This is a genomic window from Pseudomonas sp. NPDC089534 (assembly GCF_044749305.1).
Classification (GTDB): domain Bacteria; phylum Pseudomonadota; class Gammaproteobacteria; order Pseudomonadales; family Pseudomonadaceae; genus Aquipseudomonas; species Aquipseudomonas ekonensis.
In genome coordinates this window covers 1-12974 of the sequence record NZ_JBIVHR010000096.1, presented here as the reverse complement: position 1 = coordinate 12974, position 12974 = coordinate 1, and the positions used below count along the sequence as shown (strand labels likewise).

General features: G+C 64.6%; 13 protein-coding genes. 1 reads left to right on the top strand and 12 read right to left on the bottom strand.

Translation table 11 applies throughout. The annotated features are described in order from the left end of the window. From ACIP0B_RS23345 to ACIP0B_RS23290, 12 genes are all read right to left on the bottom strand, one after another. Nucleotides 1-988: phage tail protein (locus tag ACIP0B_RS23345; RefSeq protein ID WP_400836401.1), on the bottom strand; the 988-nt coding region annotated here is incomplete at its 3' end. A 2-nt stretch (nucleotides 989-990) separates the two neighbouring features. Then, nucleotides 991-1176: a hypothetical protein gene (locus tag ACIP0B_RS23340; protein WP_085581459.1), complete on the bottom strand. Its 186-nt coding sequence runs from the start codon at nucleotides 1174-1176 to the stop codon at nucleotides 991-993. Nucleotides 1177-1276: 100 nt separating this feature from the next. Then, a complete protein-coding gene (locus tag ACIP0B_RS23335; protein ID WP_400836399.1) occupies nucleotides 1277-1705 on the bottom strand; it encodes a phage tail protein in 429 nt (142 codons plus the stop codon). Nucleotides 1706-1720: 15 nt separating this feature from the next. Continuing rightward, entirely contained in the window at nucleotides 1721-4687 is a 2967-nt protein-coding gene (locus ACIP0B_RS23330) for a tail fiber protein (RefSeq protein ID WP_400836397.1), read from the bottom strand. Then, nucleotides 4688-5323, bottom strand: a complete 636-nt coding sequence (locus ACIP0B_RS23325) for a phage tail protein I (RefSeq protein WP_400836395.1) — start codon at nucleotides 5321-5323, stop codon at nucleotides 4688-4690. After that, nucleotides 5320-6315, bottom strand: a complete 996-nt coding sequence (locus ACIP0B_RS23320) for a baseplate J/gp47 family protein (RefSeq protein ID WP_400836393.1) — start codon at nucleotides 6313-6315, stop codon at nucleotides 5320-5322. The genes ACIP0B_RS23325 and ACIP0B_RS23320 overlap by 4 nt, the downstream gene beginning before the upstream one ends. Beyond that, on the bottom strand, nucleotides 6312-6644 hold the full coding sequence (locus tag ACIP0B_RS23315; protein ID WP_400836391.1) for a phage baseplate protein: 333 nt from the start codon (nucleotides 6642-6644) through the stop codon (nucleotides 6312-6314). The genes ACIP0B_RS23320 and ACIP0B_RS23315 overlap by 4 nt, the downstream gene beginning before the upstream one ends. A 14-nt stretch (nucleotides 6645-6658) precedes the next feature. Further along, nucleotides 6659-7267 (bottom strand): phage baseplate assembly protein V, encoded by a 609-nt coding sequence (locus tag ACIP0B_RS23310; RefSeq protein WP_400836390.1) that lies wholly within the window; start codon nucleotides 7265-7267, stop codon nucleotides 6659-6661. 3 nt (nucleotides 7268-7270) lie between these two features. Next, nucleotides 7271-7792 carry a hypothetical protein gene (locus tag ACIP0B_RS23305; protein WP_400836388.1) on the bottom strand — a complete coding sequence of 174 codons (522 nt, stop codon included), beginning with the start codon at nucleotides 7790-7792 and terminating at the stop codon, nucleotides 7271-7273. A 71-nt stretch (nucleotides 7793-7863) separates the two neighbouring features. Further along, entirely contained in the window at nucleotides 7864-8202 is a 339-nt protein-coding gene (locus ACIP0B_RS23300) for a phage holin family protein (protein WP_400836386.1), read from the bottom strand. A gap of 130 nt (nucleotides 8203-8332) precedes the next feature. After that, nucleotides 8333-8815 (bottom strand): tail fiber assembly protein, encoded by a 483-nt coding sequence (locus ACIP0B_RS23295; protein ID WP_400836384.1) that lies wholly within the window; start codon nucleotides 8813-8815, stop codon nucleotides 8333-8335. Between the two features lie 489 nt (nucleotides 8816-9304). Then, nucleotides 9305-10039 (bottom strand): helix-turn-helix transcriptional regulator, encoded by a 735-nt coding sequence (locus ACIP0B_RS23290; protein ID WP_400836382.1) that lies wholly within the window; start codon nucleotides 10037-10039, stop codon nucleotides 9305-9307. Nucleotides 10040-10249: 210 nt separating this feature from the next. On the opposite strand from ACIP0B_RS23290, the gene mutS reads away from it, so the two are divergent. Next, nucleotides 10250-12829, top strand: coding sequence for a DNA mismatch repair protein MutS (gene mutS / locus ACIP0B_RS23285; protein ID WP_400836380.1), 2580 nt, complete (start codon nucleotides 10250-10252; stop codon nucleotides 12827-12829). Nucleotides 12830-12974: the final 145 nt, after the last annotated feature.

Below are 12974 nucleotides of genomic sequence, written 5' to 3'. Positions count from 1 at the left end.
CGTCGGCGACCAGGGTCTGCAGCCAGTCGTTGATGCGCTTGACCTCCTGGTCCATGAAGGACTTGGTCAGGTTCTTGGCCATGGCCTTCTGGCCGGCCTTCACCAGCTTGCGGCTGATGGCGTCTTCCAGGCCCACGTAGCTGATGAACTTGCCGGTGATCGAGCGGTTGCCCAGCAGCGAGAAGCCGCCGAGGATGGTGCGGGCGTAGTAGCTCACGCCGTAGCGGTTGAGCAGGTCGCCTTCGGTGGAGGTGTCGAGGATGTTGTATTCCACGACACGGGACACGTCTTCGGCGTAGGTCACCTGGTTGCCCGGGCTTTCCCACTGCTTGACCTTGGCCAGCGCGGCGATCGCCAGGCTGGACGGCGCCAGGAAAACGTTCTTCTTCGCCGCCTTCGAATACACGGCGGGCATGTTGTGCACCACCAGGCAACGGTCGAAGCCCAGGTCCGCGCCGCCCAGCTCCTGGCTGTACAGCACTTGGTCCGCCACCGAGGCGTCCTTGCCGTCCAGCACCACGCGGGCCTTGATGCGCTTGCCGAACGAGGCGAACTCGCCGGCCACCGCCTTGGTGCCGGTGAAGCCCGGCGCGCCGATGATGGTCAGGTCTTCCGGCACGCTGCCCAGCGCCGCCAGGCCCAGCTTGCGGCCGGTGGCCGGCTCGATGCCGCCGATCACGTTGTTGACGGTGTCGGCCGGGGTCGCGCCCGCCTCGACGATCACCACGTACACCGGCACCTTGACCACTTTGAGGATCTGGTAGACCGCGTGGTACAGGGTGCCCTCTTCGGCGCCGGTCGGATCCAGCAGCGCGTGGGTGGTGAAGCTGTTGATGCGGAACGGCGCGTTGCGCGGAATCAGCAGATCGGCCTTCGGCGCGGTGCCGACCAGGCCGATGACGTTGTCGCCCAGGCCGCCCATGGCCTCGGGGGATTCGGTGGCATTGACGGTGATGCCGTTGTGCTCGAAGTTCAGGACTTCAGCCATGTTCAGTCAGCCTTCTTGGCAGCGGCCTTTTTGGCCTGGGTGGTTGGGGTTTTCAGCTCAAGCCGGCCGGCGGTGTGCAGCGCGCTGGCCTCGACGTCGAGCAGGTCGAGCTCTTGGCCGACGCTCGACCAGTGACCGCCCCCGGTGGGGAACGGGACGAGCACGGTGTAGGTTTGGCGGGTTGCCATTTTTCGTTTCTCCATAAACGGGAAAGCCCCTCGTGGGGAGGGGCTTGGCGGGTTTTGATTGCTTATTGGGGGAAGAAAAACGCCCCGGGATGTGGGGCGTTCAACGGGTCTGCTGCGCAATCCAGTCAGGTTGTCCGGGGCGGGCCTGTTCGTCGGGAAAGCGCTCCGACTGCGGCCAGTCGCGCAGACGCTTCAGATAAGTCAGCAGCGCTTGGTACTGATCGACGGTCAATGTCGTCTGGCTGGACATTTCGAGTTCATCGCGATGACGCTCACGCAGCCATTTCACGCTGTCGATTTCGCCGTCGCGCCACATGCGTTCGCGATTGGCTTGCGCTTCGGCATCCATCTCCGGCCGTTTGAGCACCGGGTTTCCGTCGGCATCCGCAATGATCGCCAGTGACTGTGACTGGCCGGCGAGCAGTTGCGAACGCAACTGCGCAGTGATCTTCACTGCGTCGTCCGGCATGACACCGTGAACGGTGTCGTCGTAGAAGCCGCCAGTGGAGGCGGCATAAAAAAGTGACATAACCTGTTCTCCTGATTACCAGCCAATCGAAATCCATGGACCATTCGGTTGGCCCGTGCTGCCGAGCGCGGAAACCGTGAAGTAGGTCCTTCCACCGTACATGGCACAAAGTGTGGAAGTGGCACCGGTAGAGCCCACCGAGGAACTGTTGCCGATCAATGTCATGACCGAAGCATTCGGGAACGCAATCGGATAGGTCACTGTCATTTGGGCACCGGCGGCAATGGCTCCGGTGGTTCCCCATTGGATGACCAAACCGCCCAGCCAGCTCGGCAATATCAGATATCCGTTTGTAGCCTTGAGCGCCGAGAATCCCCACCGCAGTTTCTTCGGCGTGACGATCGTTTGATCGTCGCTGCCGGCGTCTGTCTGGGCCTGAGTGGCGGTCTTCGCCGTGCCCTGATTGAGTTCTGTGGCTTGCTGCGCCAGAACGGCCAACACGGAAACATCGATGTTTCCCTGGTTGACCGGCGCATTCCAGGCCTTGATGCACCACATGACGGCGAGGTTGCGAGGGCGTGTGACACCCAACGCTCCAGCGCTGACGGGCGTCGCTCCTGCGTTGAACACAGCGTTGCTGACGGAGTAGTCCACAGCGGTGTGAGGATCCAGGCCATGAAGTTCCGCAAGGCCGGTATCCGACGCCGTGTTGTGCCAAAGACCGGAAACGGCCGGATTGACGTTGGACGGATCAAAGGACTGCACACTGCCCTTCTGCCAGCTTCCCACTGCCCGGCCAGCATCCACGCCCCGACCATGATCCCAACCGCGCAGGAATTCGCCGCGCGAATCCGGCAGGCGGAAATTGCCGGCGCCTTCGTCACCCTTGTTGTAGGCGGTGCCCAGGTAGGTTGCCAGATCGGGATAGGTCGCGATGCTCTGCACGCTGCCGTTGAGCTCCAGGAACCCCGGGGGAACGACGCCGGTCGGGAACGACAGGACAGCGCCGACCGGAACGGCCGACTTGAGTGCCTCGACCTCCTTGGCCAGTGCGGCGACGTCGATGTTTCCCTGATTGACCGGGGCGTTCCAGGCCTTGATGCACCACATGACGGCGATGTTGCGGGGACGCGCCTCGCTGCCACCCGAAGCGTTCAGGTAACTGCTGAAGTTGGCGTTGCTTGCCTGCGTACCGTTGTCCGCGATGATGCCGCTGCCGTTGGAGCCGCCGGTGTTGCCGAAACTTGGAATCCGGGTGTAGGTATGGGCATGCGCCTTGTTGTCGTCGGCCTGCCAACTGCCGATCGCCCGGCCTGCGTCGGTTCCGCGTCCATGATCCCAACCGCGCAGGAATTCGCCGCGCGAATCCGGCAGGCGGAAGTTGCCGGCGCCTTCGTCGCCCTTGTTGTAGGCGGTGCCCAGGTAGCTCGCCAGATCAGGATAGGTCGCGATGCTCTGAACGGTGCCGTTGAGCTCCAGGAACCCCGGAGGAACGATGCCGGTCGGGAACGCCATGACGGCGCCGACCGGCACGGCGGAACCGAGTCGTTGGACTTCCTTGACCAATGCGGCGACGTCGATGTTCCCCTGATTGACCGGGGCGTTCCAGGCCTTGATGCACCACATGACGGCGATGTTGCGGGGACGGTTTTCATCAGCTGTCCGGGCTTGTCGGGCATTGTCGAAATTGACGTTGGTGTAGGCGTCTACGGCAGCCGTCACACCCTTTGATACGCCCGACTTGCTCCCGGCATACACGCCGTTGAGTGCTTGAGCAAGACCTGTCGCATCCGCGGCGGCTATAGCGCCAGTGAGACGCTGCATGGCATCCAGTTGAACACCTCCCAACTGTCGACCAGCATCCACCCCCCTCCCATGATCCCAGCCGCGCAGGAATTCGCCACGCGCTTCCGGCAAGCGGAAATTGCCCGCGCCCTCGTCGCCCTTGTTGAACTTGCCGCCCAGATAGGCGCTCAGGTCCGGGTAGGTCGCGCTGCTCTTGACGCTGTTGTCCAGCTCCAGAAAGCCTGGTGGTGGCGTATCAACAGGGAAGGCGACAATCGAACCCACCGGCAACGCCGAGGCCTTGGCGATCAGTGCTTCGACTTCGGCCTTGGTGTAGGAATCCTTGATGCCGAACCCGGCCAGAGTGTCCGGGTTCGAACCCGCCGTGGCCCGACCGTATTCGTCGACGGTCAGGCTCTTGTAGCTGCCGGCGGCAATGCCCGTGCGCCCGGCCAGCATCTTGAACGTCAGCGCGGTCGTCCCCAGGGTGATCGGCGCATTGGTGGTCAGGTGCCACAGCGAATCGCCGTTGGCGGTGCCCTCCTCCACCATTACGGTCAGGCCCGGCGTGACCTTGGCGCTGACGTTGGCATCGTTGGCCCGCGTCCAGTCGCCGTTGGCCACGACCCACAGGCCGTTGTCCTTGGCCAGGGTCTGGTTCGCCAGCAGCACGCGGTCGCCGGCGACCGCCGCCACACCGTCGATCTGCTGCGCGCCGTTCGGCACGACATTGCCGGTCGCGGCCACGCGCACCGATTGCTTGCCGTCAAGTTTGCCGAGCTCTTCGGCCAGGTAGCTCATGACCCAGGCGCGGGTGGCCTTGACCACCGTGTCATCGATCAGCAGCGTCACCAGCGACGCGTTGCTGGTCTCGAAGATCGAGCGGATGTAGAACTCCTTGCCCGAACCCGAGGTGGCCAGCACCGGCTTGAACGACTCCGGATACTTGACGATGGCGTAGAGGATGCCGGTGTCGGTCCACAGCCCCGCCTCACGCACGTACCAGCCGCCGACGTCCGGCGGGATGGTGACTTCGGCGAGCAGCCAGCTCGGGTTCTTCTCGTCCTGGAACAGCGCGTTGAGCGGCCCGCGCCAGACTTCGCGCTTGAGCGCGGTGGCGGTGGCCGCCGGGTTGTAGACCGCGCCGCCGCCGTCGCCGACGGAAATCTGCGTCAGCTTGATCGGCACGCCCGCCGCCTTGCAGGCGGTCTCGTAGGCAATCCCTGCGTTGGTGAGCAGGGTGTAATAGTCAGCCATTCAGGCCCCCTGAGGATAAATAGTGGATGTTTCGACGGCGTACAGCCCGGCCGCCTTGTAGGCTTGGCCCGACGCTTCGAGCCCTTCGATGAAAACCGGGTAGACCGTGGTCAGTTCGCCGCAGAACGTCGCGGCGCCGACCGAATGGCTGCCGAAGGCGCTCAAGCCCACCGACACCGACAGCACATCCCGTTCGCTCTTGGCGTCAGCCAGGCGCCGGTCGAGCCGGGCGTCGATCTCTTCGCTGTAAGGCTGTTCGGAAAACGCCCGCACCGAAAAGCTGTAGGGCGTGCCGGGAGGTGTCTGTTCGTACCAGGCGCGCACCTCGGGGCGCAGCTGCAGACCTTTGGCGGCGTTTTCCAGCGCCGTGCGGGTGCCGGCCTGGCGCGCGGTGGGCCAGGCCAGTTCGACGGTCAGGCGCTTTTCCGCATCCGGCGCATCGGTGCTCCATTCGGCGACCCCGCGGTCCGCCGCCAGGTACGGCAGAAACGCCACAGGCGTCTGCGTCGGATCCATCAACTCGGGAAACGGTGGCGCGATGCGGTCGAGCAAAGCGCCGAAGCCAATGTCCAGCGCGCGCTCAAGCGGCGAACTGTTGACCGGCAGCAACGTCGGGCGCTGCGTCTGCTCGCTCATAGCGTCTGCACCTCGACTTCGACCGCCGTGCAGTACGGCGCCTGGAACGCGGTGGTGACGATGGGCGCCAGCGGTTCGAGGATCTGCAGTTGCACGGCGCCGGCGCTGTGCAGCGTGTAGTCGATCCAGCTCGGGTCGACCCGCCCTTCCAGGCGGTGGCAACTGTCGGCGTAGGCTTGCAGGTGCTGCTCGGCGGCGACCTTGGTCAAGCCCGAGTCGGGGCCTGAGTTGATCTTGGCGACTACGCGGATTTTGTAGCGCTGGATGTCGGCGCCGCGCACGGTGACCTTGTCGGTCTCCGGGCAGACGTCGGGCCGGGCGAAATGCTTGCGCACCCCGTCGAGCAACGCGGCGGACGGCGTGCCGTCACCCTCCCGCGCCAGCACGGTGACCTGCACTTCGCCGGGCGCGGTGCGCCGGCCGTTGCCGTCCTTGACCTGGGCGGCGAGGCCGTCCGGGGCGAAGGTGTAGGTGACGTTCACCACGCCGGCGTCGGCCGACGCCACTTTCACCGCAGGCCGTTCGCCGAGGGTGAAGACTTCGCGGCGGTACTGCATCCGCGAACCCGCCGCCGGCGCATGGGGCGCCAGGTAGTAGCGCAGGCGGGCGTCGTCGTCGCTCTCGTACACCGGCGGCACCGGCGGGAAAGCGGCCGGATCGCCCGGATCGAGCAACTGGCGCTCCAGGCCCATGTCCGCCAGCCGCGCGTCGAGGTTGCTGCCGGTGGCCCACCACGCCAGCATCTGCTTGATGCGGGCGTTGTACTTGCGCTCATGGGTCTGCAGGCGCACGCAGAAGGCTTCAAGGGCCAGGGTCAGCAGTTCGCTTTCGTTCTCCAGGCTGGCCTTGAGCTTCTCGGCGCTTTGCGGGGCGCGGGCCTTGACGTAGTCGACGACGAAGGCCTTGAACTCGGCGAGCAAATCCTCGAAGGCGTCGATGGCGATCAGCGCAGGTTCGGCCAACTGGTTCTGGCCGGGGATCAGCATGCTCATGTCACGACCTCGAAAGTCTGTTGGCGGTTTTTCCAGGTGCCGGCGAAACGCAGCAGCAGACCGGCGCCCCGGCGTGTGGCGACGATCACCTGCGGCTGGAAGTCGCCGATGCCGTTCTGCGGGTTGTAGAACGCCTGCGCCGCGTGGCTCTGGGCCAGGAGCAAGGTATCGTCGCCGACGTTCCGGCCCAGCAAGGCGGGGATCAAGGATCCGTACAGGGGCCGTTTCTGCCGGGTGCCCAGCGGCGTGGTCAGGGCCCGGGTCGCGCGCTGCACGAACTGCAGCCAATCGTCGACCGTGGCCCCGGTGTCTCTATCGATTCCGATCATGGGAAGCTCTCGGGTCAGGGGCTGATGACGCGGCCCTGGTGATCCACCAGCGGGCCGCTGAAGTGCACGCCCGCCGCGTCGATCGTCAGGCCGGTGGCGCCCAGTTGCAGGTTGATGGCCTGCGCGGTCATCGCCAGGCGCGCCGGGCCGATGCTCAGCTCCAGCGATTCGCGGGAGCCTTTGAACGCGGCCGGGCCGTTCTGCCAATGCAAGGTGTGGGTGGCGTCGTCGTAACCGCTTTCGCTGCCGTCCCCGTGCACCCGACGGGTCAGCGTCGGCACCGTGGAGGCCGGCGGAAACCGGTCGCTGTTCAAGCCGAACAGCGCCACGCTCTGCGCGCCGCTTTCGCCGCTGCCGTAGTTGAACAGCAGGCATTGCTCGCCCGGCGTCGGGATCCGCGATTCGCTCTGCGCCCCGGCGCTGGGGTTGAAGAACTTGATGGACGGCGTCAGCAGTCCGCCGTGGCTGACCCGGCAGGTGTTGCCGGCGGCATCCACTTCCTGGCACACGCCGATGCGGCAGAAGCTCTCGGCGCGGCGGTGCAGGTCTTCGACTTCCGCCTCCATCTCGGCCAGCCGCTCGATGATCGGGCCCAGTTGCATCCGTAGCAGCGCATCGAACACGGTTCAGCCCTCCAGCGGGGTGTATTGGTCGGGGTCGTCGATGTCGCTGACTTCCCAGGTGCGGGCGAATACCGGGGTGCCGAGCGGATCGTCGAGCAAGGTCGGGCCGAGGTAGAGGGTCTGGATGAACGAGAGCGTCCAGGCCTTGTGCGACTGCCCGCCCTGGACGAGCAGCGACGGCACGCCGTCGAGGTTCAGGGGCCGGTCGCATTGGTCGCCGGGCAAGCCCCAGCGGTTGTCGGTGGCCAGGTTCTTCAGCGCGGCGATCAGGTCGCAGGCCGCAAACGCGCTGGCGGAAACCGCCGGGACGACTTGCAGCGACAGCGTCAGCACATGGGCGATGCGTCCGTCGGCCGCCCGTTCGCCCGGGCCGTTTCGTTCGATGTCGATCAGCACCCAGGCCTTGTCGCCTGGGGCGGTGAAGTCCGGGTGGGCACCGACCTGCACATTAAGGCCGGCGGCGTTGCGCAAGGTTGTCGCCATCGCCGTGAACAGCTGCGAAGGTTGCTGGATCGGTGCGGGCATGCATGACCTCCTTTTCTAATGTCCACGCGCCATCGCGCCGCAAAGGCTGCAGCGAGACGAAAAATGAAGGGTTACTGGGAGTCGCGGGGCGGAACTTCGCAGACGCCGATGCGCTTGGCGGCCCAGCGCTCGTACAGTCCGATGGCCACGTCGGCGCCGGCCATCGCCGTCAGGCAGCCGAAAGCGCCGGCGGCCCAGATCGACAGGCCGGCGGCATACAGAAGCATGATCGCCGAGACGCCGCAGATCATGCAGGCGCCGGAGCGCAGGGCCAGGCGACGCAGCAGCGGCCAGCCGCGGGCGCCATCCTTGTCGGCGCGCCACATCTCGCCGGACACCCCGCCCGCCACGGCGAGGAAGATGACCAGCCAGATCGGCATGTCCGCCAACGCTTGTTGCTCGTTTGTCATGTCACGCCTCCTGGTGTGATTGATGAGTGATGTGTATTGGGTTCAAACGTTTTCTCTTGAGGCAGACATTCCGAAAGGCCCGGCGTGCGGCCGGGCTTTTCAGCAATGCGGGCTCTGTCCCTGGGCAGGATCAGAATGGCGCGGCAGGCCAATTGATCGTGTACGGGTATCCGGACTGGTTCTTCACTTCACACACGTTGATGTAGTACTGCTTGTAGGCCTGCAGGGTCGCCTCCTCATCAGGCGTGGCGAGTCCCAGATCCAGCTTGTACTGCAGCGGATTGACGCTCAGCCATCCGCTTGCCGAGCTCAGCAGCTGGTGCATGCGGTTAGTGGCGATACCGACATGATCCTCATAGGTCGGCTCGGAAAAGACCCAACCGGTTGCCGTGAATTGAGCCTTCCATCCCGGCTGAGCCGGGGTATCGACACTGACCTCGACCCAGTTGCCGGGGACTCCCGGCGAATCCGGCATTTGCTCCGCGTCCACGACCTGCAGGACTTTCGGAAAGGGCATGACGTTGATCATTTCGATGTAGACGTAACGAATCATTTTTTCTTCCTTGCGACTGATGTTCAGCGAAACCGCTGTCGATATCTGCGAACCCGGCATGGCCTGCATGCCTTGTGACGGTTTGAGGTAAGCATTCCAAAAAGCCCGGTTATGCACCGGGCTTTTCAGTAATGCGTTCCTTCGCCTTCCTTTCATTCCCTAAAGCGAAAGGAAGCTGACTTTTCGGCGCTACTGGCGCGGTACGAGTCCGTTCAAATTGTTCCTCCGGCCGCGGTCCCTGCCCGCCGGATAACTGCTCTTGGTGCTTTACGCTGCACACCCGGGTCAGTTGCCAACCCTCTGAACCGTTGAGGCCGGTTCATCGCTGCCTGTTCTTGTGGAACTAAAGAGCGGTCTTGCCAGCCGCTTTGTCGAGCGGCTTGGTGGCAAGAATATGCATTCATGCATATGCAGTCAATGCAAAAATGCATTTATTTATGCACGACAAATGCACGGGCGCATGAAGGCCCCGCCGCTCTTGGCTTTGCCGGTTTTCGACAGGCGAAAAAAAACCCGCCGAGGGGCGGGTTCTGTCAGACAGGGGTGGTGCTATCGGGCGTACATGCCCCACCAGAAGACGTGACCGATGATGACGATCTGCTCTTCCTGGATCTCCTGGAAGCTGTAGTCCTCGTCCGGATGTTCGTCACGGTTGAAGCTGCGCAGGCGGATGCCGGTGGGCAGGCGATAGAGCTGCTTCACCCGCAGTTGGCCATTGTGGTTGATCGCATAGAGGTCGCCGTCGACGATGTCGCCGATGCCGCACTTGCCGGCATTGACGCCGACCGTGGCACCGTCGCGCAGCACCGGCAACATGCTGTTGCCCCGCACCGTCACGCACTTGGCCTGGTCGAACTGCACACCGTTGTGACGCAGGCTGCGCTTGCCGAAGCGCAGGCTTGAGCGCTCGCTCTCTTCCACGACGAATCTTCCTGATCCTGCAGCCAATTCAACCTCACGAAGAAAGGGCACCGACACCTCGTCGTCATCGACGGGGGTGTCGTCGTCCCACAGGCTTATGTCCTTGAGTTCCGCATGCACGTCATCGCGCGCACCGGCGGCCGCCGGCGCAATGTCGGCGCGCCCGCGCAGCTGATCGGTGCTCACGGCGAAGTACTCGGCGATCTTGGAGATGTGCTTGTCCGAAGGATCGACGATCTTCCCGCTGAGAATCCGCGAGAGAGTGGATTGAGGCACGCCGGTGCGACGGTGAAGCTCCGTGGGGGAGATCCCGTGCCGGTCGAGCAGTGCTCTTAATACGGTAGATACGTTGCGTTTTTGCATAACGCGCATAGTGCTTGAAGAATTCGGCGAAGACAAATGCTGATTTGCATAAATGATGCATAATCGCGCTTTTTACCGCATTGACCTGTCACTCGACCGCCATGCCTGCGCCCGACAGACCGCCCATGGTAACCTTGCGCCCATCGCGGAAAAGCCTGGCCGACGCCCCGCTTTTGCCCCACTCCTTTGAACGAGTTGCCTGACAATCCGATGAATAAAGCCGTCTCCGACCTGTCCTCCCATACCCCGATGATGCAGCAGTACTGGCGCCTGAAGAACCAGCACCCGGATCAGCTGATGTTCTACCGCATGGGCGACTTCTACGAGATCTTCTACGAGGACGCGAAGAAGGCGGCCAAGCTGCTGGACATCACCCTGACCGCCCGCGGGCAGTCGGCGGGGCAGGCGATCCCGATGTGCGGGATCCCGTTCCACGCGGCGGAAGGCTATCTGGCGAAACTGGTGAAGCTGGGCGAGTCGGTGGTGATCTGCGAACAGATCGGCGACCCGGCCACCAGCAAGGGCCCGGTCGAGCGCCAGGTGGTGCGGATCATCACGCCCGGCACGGTCAGCGACGAAGCGCTGCTGGACGAGCGCCGCGACAACCTGCTCGCAGCCGTGCTGGGCGACGAGCGCCTGTTCGGCCTGGCGGTGCTGGACATCACCAGCGGCAACTTCAGCGTGCTGGAGATCAAGGGCTGGGAAAACCTGCTGGCGGAGCTGGAGCGGGTCAACCCGGTGGAGCTGTTGATCCCGGACGACTGGCCAAAGGACCTGCCGGCGGAAAAGCGCCGTGGCGTGCGTCGCCGCGCACCGTGGGACTTCGAGCGTGATTCGGCGCTCAAAAGCCTCTGCCAGCAATTCTCCACCCAGGACCTGAAAGGCTTCGGCTGCGAGAACCTGACCCTGGCCATCGGCGCCGCCGGCTGCCTGCTGGCCTACGCCAAGGAAACCCAGCGCACTGCCCTGCCCCATCTGCGCAGCCTGCGTCATGAACGCCTGGACGACACCGTGGTGCTGGACGGCGCGAGCCGGCGCAACCTGGAGCTGGACACCAACCTGGCCGGCGGTCGCGACAACACCCTGCAATCGGTGGTCGACCGCTGCCAGACCGCCATGGGCAGCCGCCTGCTGACCCGCTGGCTGAACCGTCCGCTGCGCGACCTGACCGTCCTGCTGGCGCGCCAGAGCTCCATCAGTTGCCTGCTCGACCGCTACCGCTTCGAACGCCTGCAACCGCAGCTCAAGGAAATCGGCGACATCGAGCGGATCCTGGCGCGGATCGGCCTGCGCAACGCCCGCCCCCGTGACCTCGCCCGCCTGCGCGACGCCTTGGGCGCCCTGCCGGAACTGCAGGCGGCGATGGCCGATCTGGAAGCCCCGCACCTGACGCGCCTGGCCACCACCGCCGGCACCTACCCGGAACTGGCGGCGCTGCTGGAAAAGGCCATCATCGACAACCCGCCGGCGGTGATCCGCGACGGCGGCGTGCTCAAGACCGGCTACGACAGCGAACTCGACGAACTGCAATCGCTCAGCGAAAACGCCGGCCAGTTCCTCATCGACCTGGAAGCCCGGGAAAAGGCCCGCACGGGCCTGGCCAACCTGAAGGTCGGCTACAACCGCATCCACGGCTACTTCATCGAACTGCCGAGCAAACAGGCCGAGTCGGCGCCGGCCGATTACATCCGGCGCCAGACCCTCAAGGGCGCCGAGCGCTTCATCACCCCGGAACTCAAGGCGTTCGAAGACAAGGCGCTGTCGGCCAAGAGCCGTGCGCTGGCCCGGGAGAAGATGCTCTACGAAGCGCTGCTGGAGGATCTGATCAGCCAATTGCCACCGCTGCAGGACACCGCCTCGGCGCTGGCCGAGCTCGACGTGCTGAGCAACCTCGCCGAACGCGCGCTGAACCTCGACCTCAACTGCCCGACGTTCGTCAGCGAACCGTGCATGCGCATCGTCCAGGGCCGTCACCCGGTGGTCGAGCAGGTGCTGACCACGCCGTTCGTGGCCAACGACCTGAGCCTGGACGACAACACCCGGATGCTGGTGATCACCGGCCCGAACATGGGCGGTAAATCCACTTATATGCGGCAAACGGCGTTGATTGTGCTGCTGGCGCACATCGGCAGCTTCGTGCCGGCGGCCAGTTGCGAGCTGTCGCTGGTGGACCGGATCTTCACCCGGATCGGCTCCAGCGACGACCTGGCCGGCGGGCGCTCGACCTTCATGGTGGAAATGAGCGAGACCGCCAACATCCTGCACAACGCCACCGACCGCAGCCTGGTGCTGATGGACGAAGTCGGCCGCGGCACCAGCACCTTCGACGGCCTGTCCCTGGCCTGGGCTGCGGCCGAACGCCTGGCGCACCTGCGCGCCTACACGCTGTTCGCCACCCATTACTTCGAGCTGACCGTGCTGCCGGAGGCCCAGCCGCTGGTGGCCAACGTGCACCTCAACGCCACCGAGCACAACGAACGCATCGTGTTCCTGCACCACGTGCTGCCGGGGCCGGCCAGCCAGAGCTATGGCCTGGCCGTTGCGCAACTGGCCGGGGTGCCGAGCGAAGTGATCGTGCGCGCGCGCGAGCACCTGGCCCGGCTGGAGACCACCAGCCTGCCCCATGAACAGCCTGCGCCGGCCAAAGGCAAACCGGCCGCGCCGATGCAGAGCGACCTGTTCGCCAGCCTGCCGCACCCGGTGCTGGACGAGTTGGCCAAGCTTGACCTGGACGACATGACCCCGCGCCGCGCACTCGAAATGCTCTATACCTTAAAGAACCGGATATAAGCACTGAAGAAGCGGATATAACGCAAACGGCTTCAAGCTGGTAGAATCTCGCGCGGTTCGGGATGCTGCTGGCTAATAGCCTGGCCGGCAGACATCGCTCCCGAACCTGGCGACCCCAACCGTGAAGGGGCAACGCTGCCGCCGC